Origin of the sequence: Plantactinospora sp. B5E13 (assembly GCF_039871775.1) — a bacterium.
Taxonomy (GTDB): Bacteria; Actinomycetota; Actinomycetes; order Mycobacteriales; family Micromonosporaceae; genus Plantactinospora.
Genome location: NZ_JBDPLT010000008.1, coordinates 1 through 21,835 on the forward strand (window position 1 = coordinate 1; position 21,835 = coordinate 21,835).

20 protein-coding genes and 1 pseudogene are annotated in these 21,835 nt (G+C 73.4%); 5 read left to right on the plus strand and 16 right to left on the minus strand.

Annotated features, from left to right (window positions below; translation table 11 throughout):
* Nucleotides 1–204, minus strand: a 204-nt coding sequence (locus ABGB05_RS09655) for a hypothetical protein (RefSeq protein ID WP_347652875.1), incomplete at its 3' end; no start/stop codon positions are given.
* On the opposite strand from ABGB05_RS09655, the pseudogene ABGB05_RS09660 reads away from it, so the two are divergent.
* Nucleotides 203–439 (plus strand): annotated as a pseudogene (locus ABGB05_RS09660) (hypothetical protein); the annotation flags it as partial. The gene ABGB05_RS09655 and the pseudogene ABGB05_RS09660 sit on opposite strands and share 2 nt — an antisense overlap.
* 362 nt (nt 440–801) lie before the next feature.
* On the opposite strand, the gene nudC reads toward ABGB05_RS09660, so the two are convergent.
* The 12 genes from nudC to ABGB05_RS09720 form a co-directional block, all read right to left on the minus strand.
* Nucleotides 802–1,725, minus strand: coding sequence for an NAD(+) diphosphatase (gene nudC / locus ABGB05_RS09665; RefSeq protein ID WP_347653065.1), 924 nt, complete (start codon nt 1,723–1,725; stop codon nt 802–804).
* A gap of 86 nt (nt 1,726–1,811) precedes the next feature.
* Nucleotides 1,812–3,137, minus strand: coding sequence for a pitrilysin family protein (locus ABGB05_RS09670; RefSeq protein WP_347652876.1), 1,326 nt, complete (start codon nt 3,135–3,137; stop codon nt 1,812–1,814).
* Nucleotides 3,134–4,447 (minus strand): pitrilysin family protein, encoded by a 1,314-nt coding sequence (locus tag ABGB05_RS09675; RefSeq protein WP_347652877.1) that lies wholly within the window; start codon nt 4,445–4,447, stop codon nt 3,134–3,136. Before ABGB05_RS09675 ends, ABGB05_RS09670 begins: the two co-directional genes overlap by 4 nt.
* 92 nt (nt 4,448–4,539) lie before the next feature.
* Nucleotides 4,540–5,472 carry a hypothetical protein gene (locus ABGB05_RS09680; RefSeq protein ID WP_347652878.1) on the minus strand — a complete coding sequence of 311 codons (933 nt, stop codon included), beginning with the start codon at nt 5,470–5,472 and terminating at the stop codon, nt 4,540–4,542.
* A 75-nt stretch (nt 5,473–5,547) separates the two neighbouring features.
* Entirely contained in the window at nt 5,548–5,757 is a 210-nt protein-coding gene (locus ABGB05_RS09685) for a hypothetical protein (protein WP_347652879.1), read from the minus strand.
* 218 nt (nt 5,758–5,975) lie between these two features.
* Entirely contained in the window at nt 5,976–7,427 is a 1,452-nt protein-coding gene (locus ABGB05_RS09690; protein ID WP_347653066.1) for a DEAD/DEAH box helicase, read from the minus strand.
* A gap of 233 nt (nt 7,428–7,660) precedes the next feature.
* Complete coding sequence (locus ABGB05_RS09695) at nt 7,661–7,864, minus strand: cold-shock protein (RefSeq protein WP_007072850.1); 204 nt, start codon at nt 7,862–7,864, stop codon at nt 7,661–7,663.
* Nucleotides 7,865–8,093: 229 nt separating this feature from the next.
* The gene (locus tag ABGB05_RS09700) at nt 8,094–11,621 is read right to left on the minus strand and encodes a UvrD-helicase domain-containing protein (protein WP_347652880.1); all 3,528 of its coding nucleotides are present in this window, start codon (nt 11,619–11,621) and stop codon (nt 8,094–8,096) included.
* On the minus strand, nt 11,618–15,142 hold the full coding sequence (locus ABGB05_RS09705; protein WP_347653067.1) for an ATP-dependent DNA helicase: 3,525 nt from the start codon (nt 15,140–15,142) through the stop codon (nt 11,618–11,620). The genes ABGB05_RS09700 and ABGB05_RS09705 overlap by 4 nt, the downstream gene beginning before the upstream one ends.
* Before the next feature lie 52 nt (nt 15,143–15,194).
* Complete coding sequence (locus ABGB05_RS09710) at nt 15,195–15,470, minus strand: hypothetical protein (protein ID WP_347653068.1); 276 nt, start codon at nt 15,468–15,470, stop codon at nt 15,195–15,197.
* An 82-nt stretch (nt 15,471–15,552) separates the two neighbouring features.
* On the minus strand, nt 15,553–16,059 hold the full coding sequence (locus ABGB05_RS09715) for a hypothetical protein (RefSeq protein ID WP_347652881.1): 507 nt from the start codon (nt 16,057–16,059) through the stop codon (nt 15,553–15,555).
* A gap of 40 nt (nt 16,060–16,099) precedes the next feature.
* A complete protein-coding gene (locus ABGB05_RS09720; RefSeq protein ID WP_347652882.1) occupies nt 16,100–16,438 on the minus strand; it encodes a hypothetical protein in 339 nt (112 codons plus the stop codon).
* 163 nt (nt 16,439–16,601) lie between these two features.
* On the opposite strand from ABGB05_RS09720, the gene ABGB05_RS09725 reads away from it, so the two are divergent.
* Complete coding sequence (locus ABGB05_RS09725) at nt 16,602–17,216, plus strand: dihydrofolate reductase family protein (RefSeq protein ID WP_347652883.1); 615 nt, start codon at nt 16,602–16,604, stop codon at nt 17,214–17,216.
* Nucleotides 17,217–17,298: 82 nt separating this feature from the next.
* Nucleotides 17,299–17,619 carry a hypothetical protein gene (locus ABGB05_RS09730; RefSeq protein WP_347652884.1) on the plus strand — a complete coding sequence of 107 codons (321 nt, stop codon included), beginning with the start codon at nt 17,299–17,301 and terminating at the stop codon, nt 17,617–17,619.
* A gap of 4 nt (nt 17,620–17,623) precedes the next feature.
* Here the strand turns inward: ABGB05_RS09730 and ABGB05_RS09735 are convergent, their stop codons facing one another.
* Nucleotides 17,624–18,349 (minus strand): aminoglycoside phosphotransferase family protein, encoded by a 726-nt coding sequence (locus ABGB05_RS09735; protein WP_347652885.1) that lies wholly within the window; start codon nt 18,347–18,349, stop codon nt 17,624–17,626.
* Between the two features lie 39 nt (nt 18,350–18,388).
* Nucleotides 18,389–19,240: a TIGR00730 family Rossman fold protein gene (locus tag ABGB05_RS09740; RefSeq protein ID WP_347652886.1), complete on the minus strand. Its 852-nt coding sequence runs from the start codon at nt 19,238–19,240 to the stop codon at nt 18,389–18,391.
* Nucleotides 19,241–19,410: 170 nt separating this feature from the next.
* Here ABGB05_RS09740 and ABGB05_RS09745 point away from each other — a divergent pair, with 170 nt between their 5' ends.
* A complete protein-coding gene (locus ABGB05_RS09745) occupies nt 19,411–19,578 on the plus strand; it encodes a hypothetical protein (protein WP_347652887.1) in 168 nt (55 codons plus the stop codon).
* A 90-nt stretch (nt 19,579–19,668) separates the two neighbouring features.
* Here the strand turns inward: ABGB05_RS09745 and dapE are convergent, their stop codons facing one another.
* The gene (gene dapE, locus ABGB05_RS09750) at nt 19,669–20,742 is read right to left on the minus strand and encodes a succinyl-diaminopimelate desuccinylase (protein ID WP_347652888.1); all 1,074 of its coding nucleotides are present in this window, start codon (nt 20,740–20,742) and stop codon (nt 19,669–19,671) included.
* A gap of 127 nt (nt 20,743–20,869) precedes the next feature.
* Between dapE and dapD the strand changes: the two genes are divergently transcribed.
* Nucleotides 20,870–21,823, plus strand: coding sequence for a 2,3,4,5-tetrahydropyridine-2,6-dicarboxylate N-succinyltransferase (dapD, locus tag ABGB05_RS09755; protein ID WP_347652889.1), 954 nt, complete (start codon nt 20,870–20,872; stop codon nt 21,821–21,823).
* Nucleotides 21,824–21,835 lie beyond the last annotated feature (12 nt).

Genomic DNA, 21,835 nt, shown 5'->3' on the forward strand with positions numbered 1-21,835 from the left:
GCCCCGTCCCTGTTGGAGCTTCCAGCCGTGGTGACCGATTGTCACCTGATCGGACGAGCGACTACTCCAATCGGCGCGTTTCACTTGCCCGATGACCCGCGATGGGTGAACATAGGCCAAGAGGCCGCGTGGAAGTTCCACGAAACGACTTCGCTCGGTAATCAGAGACTCATCATCCGTCACCGTCTTGTCGGAGACACGCATGCGGTTTCTCATCGTTCGCACGGATATCCGTGCCGCCGCCGACGACGAGCTGGCCGCCGCATGGGCGCAGGGGGAATGCCTCCGCGACGAACAGACCACCCCTGAGCAGCGCCGACAGGTCGTCCGCGCGGAAGACCGGGACGCCGCTCTGCTCCTCGCCAGAGCGCTGTCCAGCGTGGGCGCGGTCCGGGCCGGACGGCAACGGGTGAAGGTGCTTCCGGTGGGCGAGCCACCGCGCCGTCACCGCGCCGCCACACTCCACACCGGATCGAACGACACCGGCGTACCGGCGGACGAGCTGACCGTACCGCCCACCGACCTGACCCCGCGGCCGACCGGCGTCGGCCCGCAACCCGACACCCTGGCCCCGACACCGGGCGGGTTCCGACCGGCACACACCGGCCCCCGCCTGGGGCTACCCACCTAGACGACCGTCGTCGGTCGGGCGGCTCCCCCGCCGCGTACCACGCCACACCCGACCCCGACGGCCCATGATCTTGGCCCGTGATCGTCGCGGCAACGACGGTCGCGGGCCAAGATTGTCCCGTCCCCCGCCGCGGTCGCCGATCTCCGCCGCGCCGGCGTCAGGCCGCCGCGTCAGGCCGTCGTGTCGAGCCAGCGACGGATCAGGAACAGCGCGATCGACGACGCCGGCGGCAGCCCGAGACGCAGCCCCGCACCGACCTCGACCCGCTCCCCGGCCAGCACCGCCGCGATGTCCCGACGGGTGAACCAGCCGGCGTGGGCGATCTCCGTGGGATCCAGCCGCAGTGGACGCCCGGGATCGGCCAGCGCGAAGAAGCCGAGCATCAGCGAACCCGGAAACGGCCAGGCCTGACTGGCGACGTACCCGATGTGGTGCGGGACCAGGCCGACCTCCTCGGTCACCTCCCGCAGCACCGCGTCCTCGGCCGACTCACCCGGTTCGACGTACCCGGCGAGGCAGGAGAACCGTCGTACGCCCTCGCTGGCCCGCCACGCCGCGTTGTTGCCGAGCAGACAGCGGCCCTCCGGCCCCGGCACGCCGTCGTGCACCAGCACGATCATCGCCGGGTCGGTACGCGGCCAGAGCTGCTGCCCCGTCTCGTCCCGCCGGGTCCAGCCGGCATCACCGATCGTCGTCGGCAGGCCGGTGACCGACGAGTACGGGTGCCGCGCGTGCCAGTTGAAGAGCGCGATCGCGGTGGTGAGCAGCCCGGCGTCCCGGTCACTGAGCAGGTGCCCGACCTCACGCAACCCGGCCGCCCGGGTCCCGTCGACCGTCGGCAGCGGTGTGTCGACCGCGAAGACCGGCACCCCGTCCGGTTCGACCCCGAGGAACAGCCGGGCACCCGGCTCGCCCGGCGACACACTCTCCGGGCCGAAGAGCACCAGTTCCGGCTTGTCGGTCGCTGGCCCGACCAGCGTCCGTCCACCGCCGGCCACGTCCACCAGCAGCACCCGGGCCCGCAACCACGCCTCCGCCAGCCACCGTTGGTCGGTCCGGCGGTGGGCGGCCCGGTCCAGAGTGGACCGGGCCAGCGGCGGATGGTCGGCCGGACCGGCCCCGGAGAGCGGACGATCCTCCGGACCGGTCCCGGAATCCGGACCGGGTGTCGCCGGGGACGTCACGACCCCTCGGCCTCCGTCCGGACCGGTCCCAACACCGCCAACGGTGCCTCGATCCGCCCCGCGTCGCCGAGCACCACACTGACCGCCCGGGACGGGGCCAGGTACGTCGCGGCGGCCGCCGCCACCTCGTCCCGGGTCACCTTCGCCAGCCGCGCCGCATGCTCGGCGAGATACTCCAGCCGCAGCCCGGCACCGGCGTACGCGCTGGCCACCGCGGCCAGCCCGGCCTGGGTCGAGACGCCGAGCTGCAGGGTGCCGAGCGCGTACTGCCGGGCCTGCTCCAGCTCGTCCTCCTTCGGCGGCAGCGAGGCGAGCCGGCCCAGCTCGTACACGGTCTCCAACATCGCCGGACCGGTCACCTCGGTGGCCACCTCGGCGGCGACCACCAGCGCCGACCCGGCCACCGAGTGCTCGATCGTGGAGTGCGGCCCGTACGTGTAACCCTTGTCCTCGCGGATGTTCTCCACCCAGCGGGACGAGAAGTAGCCCCCGAAGACAAGGTTCGACAACTGCAGCGCGGCATGGTCGGGATGGGTACGCGGCACCGCCGGCAACGCCATCCGCAGCGACGACTGCACCGAGCCGGGCCGGTCGACGAGCAGCAGCGGCCCCGGCTCCAGGGGTGGCGTCGGGGGCAGTTCGCCCGGCGCGCCGTCCCCGGTCCAGCCGGCGAGGGCCCGCTCGGCGGCGTCCAGTGCCCGGGCCGGCTGCACGTCACCGACGAGCAGCAGGATCGCCCCGGTCGGATGTACCCGGTCGGCGTGCAGGGTACGCAGCGCGGCCGGCCGGACCGCCGCCACCTGCTCCGGCTCCGGGGTCTGCACCGCATACGGGTGCCGGCCGTACATCCGCTTGAGCAGCGCCCGGCGGACCAGGTGGGTCGGCTGGCTCTGGGCCATCCGGATCCCGTCGATCAGCCGGGCCCGTTCGATGTCGACCTCGTCCTTCGGGTACGTCGCCCCGGTCAGCACCTCGCCGAGCAGTTCCAGGATCCGGTCCAGCCCGGTGACCAGGCCGGTGCCGGAGAGCATCAGCCGGTCGGCGTCGAGTCCGGCGCTCAGCCCGCCGCCCACCTTCTGCAGCTCGGCGGCGAGCTGCACCGAGGTCATCGTGGTGGTACCGGAGAGCAGGGTCTGGGAGAGCATCAGGCCCCGGGCCAGGTTCGCCCGACCGAACGGCAGCCAGAGCCGCAGCTCGACCAGGGGCACGGCGGGCCGGCGGACGGCGATCACGGTCAGCCCGTTCGGCAGGGTCCGTTCGGCGGTCCGGGGCAGCTTGAGCTTGCGGTTCGGCCCGAGCGGGGGCAGCGTACGGATGCTCACCGGGCACCTCCACCGGGGACGACCTCGACGGCGGCCCGACGCTGCGGACGCAGGGTGGCGGCCGCCGCGCGCACCTGCTCCTCGGTGACCTCGCCGACCAGCCGGGGCAGTTCGCCGAGCAGTTCCGGCTCGGCCCGCTGCTGCTCCAGCACCGCCATCTGCAACGTGCGCCCGAGCACCGCGTCGGTCTCCCGGAGCAGGTGGGTGGCCATCCGGGCCTGGGTACGCGCCAGTTCGTCGGCGGTCAGGCCGTCGGCGGCGACCCGGTCCAGTTCCTCGTCGACGGTGCGGAGCACCTTGTCCACGTCCCCACCCGGTGGCAGATGCGCCTGCAGCACCAGGGCGGTCGGGTCCCGTACGTCGAACGGGCTGCCCATCAGCCCGAGGTAGCCGCCGACGCTGGTCACCGTACGGTCCCGCAGCACCAGCCGCTCGACCAGCCGGGACGCGTCGCCGTCGGTGAGCACCTCGGCCAGCACCACGTACGGCAGGTAGCCGGCGAAGTCGCCGATCGGGTCCGGCACCCGCCAGGCCGCCGCCACCGCGGGCAGCGGCGCCAACGGGTCGGTGTACGACTCCCGCCGCTCACCGGTCAGGTCCGGCTCGGCGAAACTGGGCCGCTCCGGGGCCGGCCGGGCCGGCACGTCACCGAAGTGCCGCTCGACCAGCGCGGTCGCCTCCGCCACGTCCAGGTCCCCGCCGACCGCCAGTACGGCGTTGCCGCAGGCGTAGTAGCGGTCGAAGAAGTCGGTCGCGTCGGCGATCGAGGCGCTCTCCAGGTCCTGGAACGAGCCGTAGCCGTCGTGCGCGTTCGGGAAGGTGCTGAACAGCACCGGCGGCAGCTTCAGCCAGGGGAACCCGCCGTACGGCCGGTTCAGCACGTTGACCCGGATCTCCTCCTTGACCACGTCGACCTGGTTGCGCAGGTTCTCCTCGGTCAGCCGGGGGCCGCGCATCCGGTCCGCCTCCAGGAAGAGCGCCCGCTCCAGCGCGTTGCTCGGCAGCGTCTCCCAGTAGTCGGTGTAGTCCAGGTGGGTCGAGCCGTTGAACGTGCCGCCGGCGCCCTGGATGTGTCGGAAGTGCGCGAGCTTCTCCAGGTTCTCCGAGCCCTGGAACATCAGGTGCTCGAAGAGGTGGGCGAAGCCCGTCCGCCCCTCCGGTTCCGACCGGATGCCGACGTCGTAGACGACCGCCACCCCGACCACCGGGGCACTGCGGTCCGGTGCCAGCACCACCCGCAGGCCGTTGTCGAGGGTGAACCGCTCGACCGGGTGTGTCACTCCTGGAATTCTCGATCTTCCCGCCGCCACGCACCGACCCTAGCGCGTTCCCGCACCGTCGCGGGCGCCGTACCCGCTGGCCGGGCGCCGGCCGGGCTCGGCCCGGCCTTCCCAAGCCACACCTAGTCGACCTGCACCGAGTCGAGGACGTGGTCGACCACCCAGTCGAACTCCCGGTGGGTGCCGGGAATCGAGACGTAGAGCACCGCGGCGGTCGGCCGGCCGACGTCGATGCAGGCGATCGCGGCGAGTTCGTCGGTGGCCCGCAGGTCCCGCTGTTCGAAGTGCAGCCGGAACACGGTCACCCAGGCGGGACGGCCGCCGACGGTGGTCCGCTCGTCCCGGATCGACTCGATCCGGTTCGGCTGCGGGTAGTACTCAGCCCGGGCGTCGCTGGCCACCTGCCGGCCGACACATTCGAGGTCGAAGGTGAGGGCGTCGTTCTCCGCCGCTGGCACCGCCGCCGACAGGATCGAGGCGTGGTAGTCGCTGAACCCGTCGTACTCCGGCTCGGTGACGAAGTGCTGCCCGACCTTGTACGGCACCTGCAGGCTGCCCGCGTTCCAGACCGCCCGCCACGGTTCCCAGGGCGCCCCGTAGGTGGCGTACGAGATACCGGCCTCGCGGTCGACGGTCCGTTCGCCCTCCACCGGCCTGCCCGGCGCGTTCCGCGGCACCCGGGGCGCCGGGCCGGGATCGGCCGGCGGGTTGCTCGGTGCCGCCGACCCGGCCAGCGGCGGACACTTGCGGGCCAACGGGGGACGCACGTCCTCCGGCGCCTGCGGCCTGCCCTGGAACGGGCTCGGGCCCTGACTGCCGGTCAGGGTCATCGCGAGCACCACCACGAGGCCGAGCACCAGTACGGCACCGGCCGCCCCGCCGAACCACCAGAGCCGGCGACGGTCCCAGCCGCCACCGGCTCCGCCCGGTGGCGGTGGTGCCGGTGGTCCGGCCGGCGGTACGGGAGGCGGCGTACCCAGTCGGGTCACCGCACCCGCCGCCCAGGCCGATCCCGGCTGTGCCTGGGACCCGCTGGGTGGAGGGGTGAGGTTCACCGGCATTCCCCTAGTGAACACCACGGGTGCCCGACGGCGGCGAACCCCACCGGCGTCCGACCGGCCGACAACCGTTCAACCGTTGCTGGCGGCGCTGACCCCGGCGGTCATCGGTGGTCCGGCCGGCGAGTGCACCTCCACCACCTCCGCCTCGGCGGAGTTGCCGGCGGCCATGCCGTACCAGGGAGTGAAGGCGACCAGGGTGGCGAGCAGCAGCCCGCAGAGCGCGAGTGCGAGTACCACCAGGATTTCCCGAACCGAACCCGCCCCGACGCTCACGGTCATGACAACCTCCCACCGCGACCTCCCCGTTGGCCGCCGGATCCCAGGACAGGATGACCTGTCAAGAGTCGATCCACAGTCGCCCATCGGACCCGATCGGGTGTATTCGCGGGCACAACTGGACTGGCCGATCGGGGACGCCGCTCCGGCCGCCCGGCGTCCCGGGCGGGCGGACCGCCGGAGACCTCGGGCGGGTTGCCCGGCAGACCGGGCAGCCGCGTTCAGGCGGACCGGCGCGGACCCCGCGGGCGAGGTGGGCGGCCGGTCGACCGGGACGCCGAGAAGGCCGCTGCGGACCGGTGCGTACCCGTCGTGCCGGCCCGGGTCGACCCCGCGCCGGACCGGGCCGACGCCGTGCCCTGGGCGGGTGTCGGTGCCGTGCCGGTGCCGTGGTTGCGGGACGACGACGCACCGTGGGTCCGGGACGCACCCGCCCCGGACCTGCGGGACGACCGCCCGGACCGGGACGACGACGGCGCGGCGGCCGGGGCCGTCGGCGGGGTGACCGGGATCCCGGACGGCATCCGGGCCCCGGTGACCCGGACCAGCGCCTCGTCGCCGGGGCGTACCCGGACCGTCTCCGGCCGGATCCCGGCGGTGTTCATCAGCGAGGCCACCTCGCGGCGCTGCTCGGGCAGGACCAGGGTGACCACCCGGCCCGACTCACCGGCCCGGGCGGTACGGCCGCCCCGGTGCAGGTAGTCCTTCGCCTCGGTCGGCGGGTCCACGTTGACCACCAGGTCGAGCCCGTCGACGTGGATGCCACGCGCCGCGACGTCGGTCGCCACCAGGGCGGTGACCTGGCCGGCGCGGAACTGCTCCAGGGTCCGGGTCCGCTGCGGCTGCGACTTGCCGCCGTGCAGCGCCGCCGCCCGTACGCCGCTGGTCAGCAACTGTCGGGCCAGCCGGTCGGCCCGGTGCTTGGTACCGACGAACATGATCACGCGACCGTCGCGGGCCGCGATCTGGGTCGTCGCCGCCCCCTTGTCCTCGGCGTCGACCTGCAGCACGTGGTGGGTCATCGCGGTGACCGTGGCGGTCGCCGGGTCCACGGAGTGGGTCACCGGATCGGTGAGGAAGCGGCGGACCAGCCGGTCGACGCCACGGTCCAGGGTGGCCGAGAAGAGCATCCGCTGCCCGTCCGGCGCCACCTGCCGCAGCAGGTCGGTGACCTGCGGCAGGAAGCCCATGTCGGCCATCTGGTCGGCCTCGTCCAGCACCGTGACGGTGACCTGGTCGAGCCGGCAGTCGCCCCGGTTGACCAGGTCGGCGAGCCGACCGGGGGTGGCGATGACCACCTCCGCGCCGGCCCGCAGCGCGTCGGCCTGCCGGACCAGCGACAACCCGCCGACCACGGTGGCGCACCGCAGGCCGACCGCGCCGGCGTACGGGGCCAGGGCGGTGGTCACCTGCTGGGCCAGTTCCCGGGTGGGGACCAGGACCAGGGCGAGCGGGGACCGGGGGCGGGCCTTGCGGCCGGCGGTCCGGGACAGCAGGGGAAGCCCGAAGGCGAGGGTCTTGCCGGAGCCGGTACGGCCCCGGCCGAGCACGTCCCGACCCGCCAGCGAGTCCGGCAGGGTCGCCGACTGGATCGGGAACGGCTCGACGATGCCGTTCGCGGCCAACGCGGCGTGCAGGCCGGTGGCCAGCGGCGCGTCCGCGAACGAGGTGATGGGACGGGTGGATCCGACGGTACGGGTCAACACGGGACCTTCCTGACAGCGGTACGTGTCGAGGAAGGCAACCGGCGACCAGAGCCGGGGCGGCGGGGCCGCCCACGGCGTACCGGCCCGGTGGCCGTGGGCACGGACCGGGAAAATACGCGGATGCCAGCCCGGCCTGGGGCACGGGCTGGCCGCGTCACCACCCCCCGGGTCGGGGTGTGGTGGTGGAGCTGTGGCTCAGATCAGAGCGGGCGGATGTTCTCCGCCTGCGGGCCCTTCTGACCCTGGGTGATCTCGAACTCCACCCGCTGGTTCTCGTCCAGGCTCCGGTAGCCCGAGCTCTGGATCGCGGAGAAGTGCGCGAAGACGTCGGCGCCGCCGCCGTCCGGGGTGATGAAGCCGAAGCCCTTGTCAGCGTTGAACCACTTCACGGTGCCAATTGCCATGTGTTTCGTCTCCTGACGGAACGTTCGGACCGCACCTTACGGCCCGAAAGTCGCCCACGCGGCAAGCGTGAGCTGCTGTCGCCCTGGTCGCCCCGCCCGGAGAACTCCGGACACAACAAAGGGCGCCTACGGTCACAATCCCGCAGGCGCACACGAAGTCTCTGGGAACCAAAACTGCAACGCGGTAACACTAGCACGGAACGGGGCACCACACCCAGCTTTCACCGGATCAGTTCGGCGCGTCCGCCTCCGGCAGGCCCGCGACCAGGGCGGCCAGCCCGGCGGCGTCGAGCAGATCGGCCGGCCGTACGGTCACGTTCTCCCGTACGTAGTGGAAGGCGGCCCGTACCCGGTCGACGGGTACACCGGCCAACTCCGCCCAGGCCAGCCGGTACGCGGCCAACTGCACCGCCGCCGCGTCCGCCTCCGCACCGGACGGCTGCCGCCCGGTCTTCCAGTCGACCACGTCGTACCGCCCGCCGGGGGCGGCGAAGACCGCGTCCATCCGGCCCCGCACCAGCAGGCCGCCGATCACGGTCGCGAACGGCACCTCCACCTCGACCGGCGTCCGGTCCGCCCACTCGCTGGCGAGGAAACGCTCCTGCAGGTCGGCGAGGACCTCGTCGGGCGCCGCTTCCGCATCCTCGGCCCCCGGCAACTCGTCGATGTCGAGCAGCCGGTCGGCGCCGTACCGCTGCTCGAGCCAGGCGTGGAAGGCGGTGCCGCGCCGGGCGTGCGGCTCCGGCCGGGCCGGCATCGGCCGCCGCAGGCTGCGGGCCAGCGCCGCCGGGTCGCGGCGCAGTCCGACCAGTTGGGAGACCGACAGGTGCCCGGGCAGCGCCACCTCGACCGGACCGGCGCGGTGCATCAGCGCGTCCCGTTCGGCGAGCAGCAACTCCGCCTCCCGCCGCCAGGCCGCCGCGACCGCCGCCGCCGGATCCACCGCCGGCAGCGCACCGTCGTCCATCGCCGCCGGATCCACCGCCGGCACTGAACCGCCGTCCATCGCCTCCGCCGCCCCGCTCTCCAGCTCCGGCCCCGGCTCCCCCACCTCGGCAGGCTCCCCGACCTCCGTGGGCTCGCCGGACGGCTCCCCGTCAGACTCCTCCGACATCAACCGGCGGACCAGGGCGGCGGCCTCGGCCAGCACGGGCCGCCGGACGCCGAGCGGGTCCGCCGGCCACTCGGCCCGGAGCACCACCTCGGTCGTCGGGTTGGTCGCGTCGGCGGCCGGCTCCGGGGCCCACGCGTCGACGACAAACCCGCTGCCCGCGCCGTCGGCGTCCGGTGTGCCCAGACACCAGTCGTACACCTCCCGGAGGAAGACGGACGGGCCCCGGGGCCGCTTCGTTCCCTCCCCCCACCAGTAGCCGGAGCAGAGCAGCAGCCGACGCGGCCGGGTCACCGCCACGTACGCCAGCCGCCGTTCCTCCCGCTCGTCGTGTGCCCGCCAGTCGTCGGCGAAGGCGGCCAGCGCCCGGGCCACCCCCTTCTGGTCCTCCGCGTCCTCCAGCGCCAGCCTCGGCAGCCCGTCCGCGTCACCGCGCAGCGGGAACGGCAGCACCCCCAAACCCTGCAGGAAGTGGTCGGAGGCGCGGGCCGCTCCCGGCCAGACCCCCCGGCTCAGCCCGGCGACCGAGACGACGTCCCACTCCAGGCCCTTGGCGGCGTGCGCGGTGAGGATCTGCACCGCCCCCTCGACCACTTCGACCTCACCCGGCGACAGGCCCCGCTCCTCGTCCTCGGCGGCGGCGAGATAGGCCAGGAAGGCGTGCAGCGGCGCCCCTCCGGTGTCGCCGGCGAACCGGGCCGCCACGTCCCCGAGCGCGTCCAGGTGCCCGCGCGCCAGGCCGGCGTCGCCACCCCGACCGTTGCTGCCGGCCCGGACCGCCACCTCCACGTCCAGCCCCATGGTCCGCTCGACGTCCGCGAGCAGGTCCGGCAGCGGCTGGTCCAGGCGGTGCCGGAGCAGGCCGAGTTCTCGGGAGTACGCCCGCAGCCGGGCGTAACCCTCCGCCGAGTACAACTGTGCCGGACCCAGGTCGGCGAGCGCCTCGACCAGGCTCGCCTCGTCCAACCGGTCGGTGACGATCTCCGGCTCGTCGTCCTGGCGGGGCATCGCCCGCCGGGCGGCGGCGATCGCGCTGGACCGCCGGTGCAGGGCGACCAGGTCGCGGGGTCCGATCCGCCACCGCGCCCCGGTCAGCAGCCGGAGCAGCGCCGCCCCGTCCGTCGGGTCGGAGAGCACCCGCAGCGTGCAGACCACGTCCCGGACCTCCGGGGTGTCCAGCAGACCACCGAGGCCGACCACCTCGACCGGCAGTCCCCGGTCCCGCAGCGCCGCCTCGATCGCCGGAATCTGGCTGCGCAGCCGGACCAGCACCGCCGTGGTCGGCCGCCGTTCCAGTGGAATGTGCTCCGGCAACGCCTCCGGCATCCGGGCCGCGCCCCGCCAGGCGGCCAGCACACTGTCCGCGATCCACTCGGCCTCGTCGGCGTACGTCTCCAGCAGCGCGCAGTGCACGGTGCCGCCGGATCGTCCCCGGGCCGTCCGGGCCGGGATCTCCTCGTCGACCCGGAACGCGGCGCCGAGTTCGGCGACCCGGGCCCCGGCGGCCCGCAGCGGCGCGGCGAGCCCGTTCGCGACGTCCAGGATCTGTGGCCGGTTACGCCAGCTCGTGGTCAGGGTACGGATCTGCGCCGGTCGCCCGTCCGGCTGGGCGAACTCGGTCGGGAACCGGTCCAGGGTGCCGGCACTGGCCCCCCGCCACCCGTAGATGGACTGGCACGGGTCGCCGACCGCGGTCACCGGGTGGCCGCCGCCGTACAGCGAGTGCAGCAGCACCACCTGGGCGTGGCTGGTGTCCTGGTACTCGTCGAGCAGCACCACCCGGTAGCGGCCCCGCTCGATCGCGCCGACCTCGGGATGGTCCCGGGCCACCAGCGCGGCCCGGGCCAGCTGGTCCCCGAAGTCCATCGCTTCGAAGTCCTGTTTGCGCTGGTCGTACGCGCGGATCAGCGGAAGCAGCCGGAGCCGCAACTGTTGGATCTGCAGCGCCTTGCGGACGTCGGCGTAGACCCGGCCGGGGCGGGACTGCACGTCGGCGAAGAACCGGCCGGTCCAGGTCGCCAGTTCGTCCGGGGTGACCAGGTGTTCGGCCAGGTCGCCGGTGAGCGCGAGGACGGCGTCGGTGACCGTGCTCGGCATCCGTTCCACCTCGGACATGTCACCGTCGTGGTTGCGGACCAGCAGGTCGACGAGCTGCCACCGGGACGCCTCGGTGAGCAGCCGGGTGGACGGTTCGTAGCCGGCCCGCAGCCCGTGCTCGGTGACGATCCGGGCCGCGTACGAGTGGTACGTCGCCACGGTCGGCTCACCGCCGAGTGGGTCACCGGTCAGGTCCCGGCTGTCCCGGCCGAGCCGGCGCACCAACTGCCCGAGCCGGGTACGGATCCGGGTGCCGAGTTCACCGGCCGCCTTGCGGGTGAAGGTGAGCCCGAGGATCTGCCCGGGGTGGACGTACCCGTTGGCGACCAGCCAGACCACCCGGGCGGCCATCGTCTCGGTCTTTCCGGAACCGGCGCCGGCGACCACCAGCAGCGGTTCCACCGGCGCGGCGATGATCTCCGCCTGCTCCACGGTCGGGGCCGGCAGCCGGAGCAGCCGGGCCAGTTCGACCGGGGTGAACCGGGGTCCGGCGTCCACGACGCGGCGCCGCCGTGGCGCCGTCGCCGGAAACAACGACGGCTGGGTCACCGGCTGCCTCCGCCCCGCTGCTCCGGCGGCCGCTGGCCACCACCGCCCCGCCACCTCGGCGGCTCGACAACCTGCCGGCCCTGCCCGGAGACCGGGCAACTGGTCCGGACCGGGCAGACCCGGCACTTCGAGTTCGCGACCGCGGAGAACGTCGCCGCGGCCATCGTCTCGGCGGTACGCCGCACCATCGCCTGCGCCCAGCCGGCCTCCTCACCCTCGCCCGGCGGCGGGGGCTGGACCTGCTCCTTCGCGTCCTTCGTCGGGGTGCCGAGCTGCACCAGGGCGGCCCCGCCGGGCTCCGCACCGGTGACCAGGTCGTCGAACGCGCCTGCCTCGACCGCCGCCTGGTACGCCCCGAGCTGCGGATGTTCGCCGATCTCGGTCGCGCTCACCGCCGTCGACCGGCCGGTCTTCAGGTCGATCACGACGAGCCGGCCCTCGTCGTCCACCTCCAGCCGGTCCACCCGGCCGGTCAGCTCGATCGGCCGTTTCGGGTCGTCGAGGCGTACCGCGAACTCGTGCTCGATGGCGAGCAGCCGGCGCGGGTTGCCGGCCAGCCAGCGCAGCAGCTTGTCGACCATCACCTCGGCGCGGGCCCGTTCCGGCCCGGCCAGCCACCGGGCAGCCAGTTCGATCATGTCGAACCGGGCGGTGACGTACTCCAGCAGTTTGCCCCGGTCGACGCTGGCGTCCTCGGCGAGCATCGCCGCCGCGTGCACCAGGTTGCCGACCCCCTGCGCGGCGCTGGTCGGCGCCCGCCCGCCGTGCCGTTCCAGCAGCCAGCGCAGGCTGCACCGCAAGGCGCTCTCCATCCCGGACGGCGTCACCCGCACCGGTTCGCCCTCGTCCACCAGCGGCCGGTCGTCGGAGAGGGGCCGCAGCCCCCACCAGTCGTCCGGATGTGCGCCCGGCACCCCCGCCCGGGCCAGCCGGGCCAGTTCCGTCGCCGCCGCGTGCCGTCGGGCCGGCGACGCCTCCGGGTCGGTGAGCGCGGTCCGCAGCTCCGCCACCAGCGCCGACAACGTCAACGCCCGCGGCACCGTGCTGAGCAGGGCGCCCTTCCGGTCGTTCTCCGGGTCGGTGTCGGCGGGACCCTCTCCCGACGTCTCGTTCGGCTCAACCGACCCGCCCGGCTCGGCCACGTCGACTCCCGGATCAGCCGGGTCGACTCCCGGATCAGCCGGGTCGGCTGCCGTATCGACCGCGTCGGCTCCCGGATCAGCCGGGTCGGCCGGGTCGTCGGCGTTCTCGACGGTCGGGCCGAGTTCGTAGAGGAAGCGGCTCGGCTGCTCCTCCTGGTCGGCGAGCCCGACCGCCGCCGAGGCGACCGCGCTGACCAGCAGCCGGCGCCGGGCCCGGGTGGCGGCGACGTAGAAGAGCCGCCGCTCCTCGTCGAGCATCGCCGAGCTCTGCCCGACCAGACTGGCCAGGTCGCCGGTGCCGTCGCCCCGGCCGGCCAGGATGTCGACCAGCCGCTCCGAGCCGAGCAGGGTGCCGCGCAGCCGCAGGTCCGGCCAGATCCCCTCCTGTACGCCGGCGAGCGCGACCACGTCCCACTCCAGTCCCTTCGCCGCGTGGGCGGTGAGCAGGCGTACCGCCTCGCCCCGGTCGGCGCTCGGGGCGAGGGTGTCGGCCGGCAGCTGCTGTCCCTGCACGTGGTCGAGGAAAACCTCGGTACGCGCACCCGGCAGCCGGTCGACGAACCGGGCGGCGGCGTCGAAGAGGACGACAACCGCGTCCAGGTCCCGGTCGGCCGCTGACGCCCGCCAGCGCAGTCCGCTGTCCGCCGCCCCGGTGGCGGTCCGGGCCCGGGCCAGCGCGCCGGCCCAGCGTTCGGCGAGCCCGCTGGCCCGCCACACCGCCCAGAGCACGTCCTCGACGGTGGCCCCGGGCACCGCGGCGGCGTCCCGGGCGGCGGCGAGCAGGGTGGCGACCGCCTTCGCCGGTTCGGCCCAGCGCCGCTCGATCGCGAGCAGGTCGGCCGGGTCCCGCAGCGCCTCGACCAGCAGGTCTCCGGATGGCCGCCGGTCACCACCGGCCAGGGCGAGGGCCCGCAGTCCCTGCCGTAGTCGCCGTTCGGCGAGCGGGTCGGCGCCGCCGAGCGGCGAGTGCAGCAGCGTGACCGCCGCCTCCTCGTCGAGCCGGTCCGGTTCGAGGGCGCAGCGCAGGAGCAGCAGCAGCGGCGCGACCGCCGGCTGGGAGTGCAGCGGCAGGTCCTCGGCGTGCACCACGGTCGGCACCCCGACGGTGTGCAGGGCGCGTTGCAGCGGCGGCAGTTGCAGGGTGGTGGAGCGGAGCAGCACCGCCATCCGGGACCACGGCACCCCGTCGAGCAGGTGCGCAGCGCGCAGCGTGTGCGCCAGGTACGCCGCCTCGCTGGTCGCGGAACGGAAGGTGCGGACCTCGACGGTGCCGGCCGGGACGTCGGCCGCCGGCACCAGGTCACGGTGGTAAACCGGGCCGCGCAGCCGGCGGGCCAGCCGCCGGGTCGCGTCCAGCAGGCCGGGCCCGGCCCGGTACGACGTACGCAGGGTCAGGGTGCGGGCGATCGCGCCGGAGGCGGTCCGGAACCGGTGGGCGAAGGTGCCGACGATCGCCGGGTCGGCGCCCCGGAAGGCGTACGTCGACGAGTCCGGGTCGCCGAAGGTCACGAGGGGTTTGCCGCCGCCGGCCACGAGTTCGAGGAGTTCGATCTGGGCCGGGTCGGTTTCGGCGAGTTCGTCGACGTAGACGTACCCGAGGCGGTGGCGTTCGGCGTCGAGCAGTTCGGGGTCGTCGGTGAGCAGTCCGCTGGCGGCCCGGACCAGTTCGGCCGGGTCGTACGCGACGGAGCCCCGGTTGCTGACGTCGCGCAGGGCGAGTACGGCGACGTACTGCCGGAGGAAGCGGGCGGCGGCTGGCCAGTCGGCGCGGCCGAGTTTCTCGCCGAGCCGGGCCAGTTCGACCGGGCCGATGCCGCGTTCGGCGGCCCGCATCAGCAGGTCGCGGAGCTGTTGCGCGAAGGCCCGGGTACGCAGCGCGGGCCGCAGGTCCTCCGGCCAGCCGACCGGGTCCTCGATCTCCTCGGTCGGCTCGCCCTCCGCCAACCCGACCACACCGAGCAGTTCCCGGATGATCAGGTCCTGTTCGGGGCCGGTGAGCAGTCGGGGCGAGGGTTCACCGCGCTGCGCGGCGGCCCGGCGCAGCAGCCCGAAGGCGTACGCGGGAAAGGTCCTGACCAGGGGTTCGTGCAGGACCCGGCGGGTGCCGGCGGCGATCCGGGCCTCGATCCGGTGCCGCAGCGCGGTGGCGGTGCGTCGGCCGAAGGTCAGCACCAGGATGTGTTCCGGGTCGACGCCTTCGGCGACCCGGGCGGCGACCGCCTCGACCAGGGTGCTCGTCTTGCCGGTGCCGGGGCCGCCGAGGACCAGCAGGGGCCCGTCGGTGTGCGCGACGACCTCTTCCTGGGCAGCGTCGGGCAGCCGTACCGGCCCAGCGTCGGCCGGCCGGCGGACCAGCCGGTACGCCTGCACGCCGCCCATCACACCATGTCGCTCCGACGTGATCTCGGCAGGCACGGCCGGACAGTGACGTTCACGGATCCGCGACTGCCGTCCCGCCCGGCCTACCGGCGTCGGCCGGTCTGTCAGCGTCACCGGCCGGCAGCCAGCCGAGGAACCGGGCGGTGAGCGCGTCGGCGTCCACCCCGGGTGCCGTCTCGGCGAGGTCCCGCCGTGCGTGCCGCAGGTGTGCGGTCAGGTGGCGCCGCAGTCCGGCCGGGTCGTCCTGGTAGAGCCGGGTCAGCACCAGCCGCGCGGTCGGGCAGGGCCAGTGTGCGGCGCAGGTGCGGCAGCGGTACGTCGGCCGCATCGGCGTGTGCGGTCGACGGCGCGCGTGCGGCGGGTTCACCGGGTTACCCGTGGCGCACCCGCCAGGCGAGCCGAGGCTCCGGCTACCACGGCCATTCTCCCCGCAGGTCCTCGGCCCGCTGGCCCGGCCACACCACAAACACCCCGTTCGCCGAGTCGTCGTGAACCAGCAGCGGCCCCGCGACCGAGGTCAGCGCGCACACCGCACGCAGCACGGCAAGCGTGTTCGGCTTCCGGAACGACATCCCCGCCGCGGCGGCGTCGATCGACAACGGCTGCCCATGACGCACCTGCCCGGCAGCATGAAGGCTGACCTCGCCCAGATCCGGTCCCTGCTCGACCACGCAGGTCCCCGCGTCCGGACATCCGGGCAACTCCGAACCAGCGGCCACGCCGTCGACCTCGAACCATGCCGTGCCGTGACAGCCGGCGGCACGTACGGCGTCGAGGACGTCGCCGACCCGGGCCGGCGGCGTCGGCTCCGGCGGCTGATCGGGCAAACCCCGCACCGCACCTGCGGAAGCCGCCCACTCCCATCCGCCGTCGCGGGCGAGGTGGTGCAGCGGCATGGCGTACAGCGACCAGCTCACGTCCGCATTCTGCGCCGGCGGTCGGACGCCAACCCGCCCGTCACCGGCTCCGGAACCGTCGCGCGAGGTCACGATGCCGTTCGGCGGCCAGGGTGGCCTGGTCGTCGGTGACCACACTGCCCGGCATCCGACCCAACTGCTCGACCTGGTCGGCGAAGCGCAGGTGTTCCCGGTGCGCGTGGTCCCGGCAGGCGAGGCAGGTGACGCTCTCCGGGCGGGGCGAGGTCATCGCGTACGGCACCTGTTGTCCGCAGCCCGTGGTGACCACGGCCGGCGCGTCAGCCGCCAGTCCGAACGTCGAGGCGAGCAGGTTCCGGACGTCGTAACCGGCCCGGGTCACCCGCTGCTCGACGTGGATGTGCGGATCGGTCTCGCTCATCTGGTCGGCGCCTCCGTCCGAGTCGTCGTACCGCAGTCCCTGGCCAGTAAAGCACCAGAGACACACCGACAACTTTTCTTGTCTTGACAGACTGAATCGTCGGTGAAAGAGTTCTGTGCAACGGAGACGCGGCACCACAAACCGACCGAGAGGACCTCCCGTCATGCGCAAGCTGATCGTCACCACGTTCCTGACCCTCGACGGCGTCATGCAGGCCCCGGGCGGCCCGGGTGAGGACCCCAGCGGCGGCTTCGCGCACGAGGGCTGGTCGGTCAACTACTGGGACGAGGCGATGGGCCAGGTGATGGCCGAGGCGACCAGCCGGCCGTTCGCCATGGTGCTCGGCCGCCGGACCTTCGACATCATGGCCGCGCACTGGCCGCACGCCTCCGAGGAGGAGGGCGGCAAGATCTTCAACGAGGCCACCAAGTACGTCGCCTCCCGTGGCCGCCCCAACCTGGCGGCGTGGAGCAACTCCGTCCAGATCGAGGGCGACGCCGCCGACGGGCTCGCCGCCCTCAAGCAGCAGGACGGGCCGGAGCTGCAGGTGCACGGCAGCGCCGACCTGATCCAGACCCTGCTGCGGCACAACCAGGTCGACGAGTTCCGGATCTGGACCTTCCCCGTGGTCGTCGGGTCGGGCAAGCGGCTCTTCGGCGACGGCACCACGCCGGCCGGGCTGAAGCTTGTCGACAGCACGATCTCCAGCACCGGAGTTGTCATCGGCACGTACGCCCCGGCCGGCGAGATCCCGGTCGGCTCCTTCAGCCGGGACTGACCGCGTACCGGAAACCGGCCCCCGCCCCCTGACGGCGGGGGCCGGTTTCCTGCGTCGGTGGCAGCGGTCAGAATGGCCGACCGTGCGCAGGGTCGTGCACCCGGGCGAGTGCCTGGAGCGGATCACCTGCCCCCGCTGCCAGGGTGACATCCCGCTCGACTGGTTCGAGGACCTGGTCGAACAGACCGGTGAGGAGTTCGACAGCCTGGAGACCAGCGTCCCCTGCTGCGCCGCTGTCGTCCCGCTCGACACGCTTCACTACGACTGGCCGTGCGGCTACGCCCGATTCGAGATCGGCATCCGTGACGCCAGCCGGCCGGAGTACGAGTTCACCGACGAGGAACTTGCCGAACTTGGCACCATCCTGGGGCACCCGGTCCGACAGATCCTCGCCCACTTCTGAGGCGTCAGGACTCGAACAGGCTCCGGTGCGCGACACTCCACCCGATCCGGGCGTCGAGCCGGTCCAGGTGGCCGTCCGCGACCCAGCCCGTCTGCGGCTGCACACCGGCGGCGGCGAGCTGGCGGACCCGCTCCCGTACCCACCGCTGCTGGCGGATCACCTCGTCGACCAGGCCGTCGGTCGAGGTCAACCCGTACGCCTCGGCGAACGTCTCCAGCCGGGCCCGCCGGTCCGGCACGTCCGGGTACGCCAGCCAGCGCCGACACTCCTCGTCGTCGCGGAACGGCGCGACGTACTCCAGGGCGTACGCCACGTCGAAGAGCGGCGAGGCCGGATGCGCCTGATCCCAGTCGATGATCCCGACCGGCCGGCGGCCGTCCCAGACCAGGTTCCACGGCCCGAAGTCACCGTGGCAGACGATCTCCCCGTCCCGGATGCCGGCTGGTCGGTGGTCCGCCACCGCCTCGTGGTACGTCCGCAGCAGGCGCGCCATCCCGACCAGCCCCTCGGGGTCGACGACCCTGGCCCAGCCGGCCGGTCCGGATTCGCCCGCCAGATAGCTGAGCACCTCCCGGCCCTGGTCGTCGACGCCGAGCAGCCGGGGCGCGTACGGGAAGCCGCCCTCGGCCAGATGGCGCAGCAGGTCATGGACGAGGACCGAGGAGAGCGGACGGCGTACGGTCTCGCCGATCCGCTCGACCCGCCGGTGCGGATCGTCCTGGAGCAGCACGCCCCCACGTTACGTCGCGTCAGGAAGGGGCCCTTCCTTTCACCGGGAGGGGGCGGCGCGGTCGGCTTCGGCCTGGGCGGCTCCGGCCTGGGCGATCGCGCTCTCCTGCAGCGCCTCCTGCTCGGCCGCCAGCGCCGCGTCGGCCTCGACGATGTGTCGTACGGCCGCGTCGACGTCGTCGGTGACGATGATCAGTTCCAGGTCGGCCGGGCTGATCTTCCCGTCGGCGGCGAGGGTGTCCCGCAGCCAGTCCAGCAGCGGACGCCAGTACGCCTCACCCATCAGCACCACCGGGAACCGGGTCACCTTGCCGGTCTGCACCAGGGTCAACGCCTCGAACAGTTCGTCGAGGGTGCCGAAGCCGCCCGGCAGCACCACGAACGCCTGGGCGTACTTGACGAACATGGTCTTGCGAGCGAAGAAGTACCGGAAGTCGATCGCCATGTCGACCCAGTCGTTGATGCCCTGCTCGAACGGCAACTCGATGCCGAGTCCGACGGAGAGCCCACCCGCCTCGGTGGCCCCCCGGTTGGCCGCCTCCATCACGCCCGGCCCGCCGCCGGTGATCACCGCGTAGCCGGCCCGGGCCAGGGCACCGCCGAGCGCCTCGGCCAGCTCACACTCCGGGCTGTCGGGTTTGCTGCGGGCCGAGCCGAAGACGCTGACCGCCGGCGGCAGGTCGGCGAGGGTGTCGAAGCCCTCGACGAACTCCGAGAGGATCCGCAGCGCCCGCCAGGCGTCCTTGGTCTTCCAGTCGGCCCGGCTGCGGGAGTCGAGCAGCCGCTGGTCGGCCGTACTCCACGGGATGGCCTCGCGGCGCAGCGTGACCGCGCCGCGGTGCCGTTCCGGCCCCGGTCCACGACCGCCGTCCCGCCCCAAGCTGTGGTTCATGGCGTCCACGGTAATCGGGCGGACAACCACAGGTGCGGCGTCGTCCCCGTAACGGTGACAAACATCCTGCAACTGAGCAACCAAACCGGCCCGGACTGCGTCTACCCATTACACAGGGGGACGCGCGACGCCCACACCACCGTCGCGCACACCTTCGGGGGGCGACAGTGATGACAAACGTCGAGATAATCCGGCTCCGCCGGCAGATGCAGCGCCGGATCCGGGCAGTGGTGGCCGAGCGTCGGATGACCCGGCACACGGCCCCCGACAGCACCGACGAGCTCGACCCGGGACCCGACCCGACCGGGTCCCCGCTGCGTCAACCGATCGAGGGGTGAACCATCCGTCCCCGGCCGTCCGGCCTGGGCGGCAGCGGGAAACTCCGTAGCCGGCCGGCGGGGGTCAGTCGCCGGCCGGCTACGGCTCGCTCAGTGCGAGGCGAGCCAGCGGTGCAGGGTGGCCGCACCGTCGCGGATCTTGCCGATCTCCACATGCTCGTCCGGGGCGTGCGCCAGGTTCGGGTCACCCGGACCGAAGTTCAACGCCGGTACGCCCAGCGCGGCGAACCGGGCCACGTCGGTCCAGCCCAGCTTGCCGACCGGGTCGGCCCCGACCGCCGCCAGGAACTCCTGGGCCGGCGGCGCGGTGAGTCCGGGCAGCGCGCCGGGCGCGCAGTCGGTCACCTCCACCTCGTAGCCCTCGAACACCTCACGGACGTGCGCCTCCGCCTGCTCGACCGTCCGGTCCGGGGCGAAGCGGAAGTTCAGCTCCACCTCACACAGGTCGGGCACCACGTTGCCGGCGATCCCGCCGCCGATCCGGACCGCGTTCAGCCCCTCCCGGTAGACGCAGCCGTCGATGGTGACCATCCGGGCCTGGTAGTTCGCCAGCCGCTCCAGCACCGGGCCGACCGCGTGGATGGCGTTCACCCCGTTCCACGACCGGGCCGAGTGCGCCCGCCGGCCCCGGGTGGTCAGCCGCAGTCGCATCGTGCCCTGACAGCCCGCCTCCACCACGCCGTGGGTCGGCTCCAGCAGCACCGCGAAATCCGCCGCCAGCCACTCCGGGTGCGCGTCCGCGACCAGGGTCAGCCCGTTGTACCGGGAGTCGATCTCCTCGGCCTCGTAGAAGAAGTACGTGACGTCGTACCTCGGCTCCGGCACGCTCACCGCCAGGTGCAGCGCGTACGCCACGCCGGACTTCATGTCGGAGGTGCCGCAGCCGTAGATCAGATCACCCTGCAGGCTGGACGGGAAGTTGTTGTTCAACGGCACGGTATCCAGGTGCCCGGCCAGCACCACCCGCTGGGCCCGGCCCAGCCGGGTACGGGCCATCACCGTGTTGCTGTGCCGCCGCACCTCCAGGTGCGGCACGCCGCCGAGCACCTCCTCGACGAAGTCCGCGATCTCCTTTTCGTTCAGTGAGACGGACTCGATGTCGACCAGGGCGCGGGTCAACGCCACCGGATCGGCCAACACCTCGGGGGTGAGCGGGTTCTCCATGGTGGGAGACGGTACCGTCACACTCGTGACGGCGGGACGCGTCCCACACTCGCGAATGACGTCCCCCACGCCCGACCGCCCCGCCGACCGGGACGGCCGGACGCCCCGTACGAGTGAGAGGTTTCCGGTGACGACCGCACAACCCGCCTGGGGGATCGGAGTAGCCACCATCGCCGGCGACCAGGTGCTGGACACCTGGTACCCGACCGGCAAGCTCGGCCTCGGCGAATCGCCGCTGGTGGCCGGCGAGAACGGTGACGTACTCGACCTTCCGCCGGGCGCGCTCGGCGAGCGGGCGCTGCCCGGGCTGCGTACCGAGGTGGTGGTCACCGAGATCGGTTCGCTCGCCGACCCGATCAAGGACGCCGCCGACGCGTACCTCCGGTTGCACCTGCTCTCCCACCGCCTGGTCCGGCCCAACGAGCTGAACCTCGACGGCATCTTCGGGGTGCTGGCGAACGTCGCCTGGACCTCGGCCGGGCCCTGCCCGCCGGACCGGGTCGACGAGCTGCGGGTCATCGAACGGGCCGCCGGCCGGCACCTCGCCGTCTACGGGGTCGACAAGTTCCCCCGGATGACCGACTACGTGGTCCCGTCCGGGGTCCGGATCGCCGACGCCGACCGGGTACGCCTCGGCGCCCACCTCGCCGCCGGCACCACCGTGATGCACGAGGGCTTCTGCAACTTCAACGCCGGCACCCTCGGCACCTCCATGGTCGAGGGCCGGATCGTGGCCGGCGTGGTGGTCGGGGACGGCTCGGACATCGGCGCCGGTGCCTCGATCATGGGTACCCTCTCCGGCGGCGGCAAGGAGAAGGTCCGGATCGGCGAGCGCAGCCTGCTCGGCGCCAACGCCGGCATCGGCATCTCGCTCGGCGACGACTGTGTGGTCGAGGCCGGCTGCTACATCACCGCCGGGTCGAAGGTGACCCTGCCGGACGGTCGGGTGGTCAAGGCCCGCGAACTGTCCGGAGTCGACGGCCTGCTCTTCTGGCGCAACTCGGTGACCGGCGCCCTGGAGGCGAAACCCCGGACCGGGCGCGGCATCGAACTCAACGCGGCCCTGCACGCGAACGACTGACGGTGGCGGGAC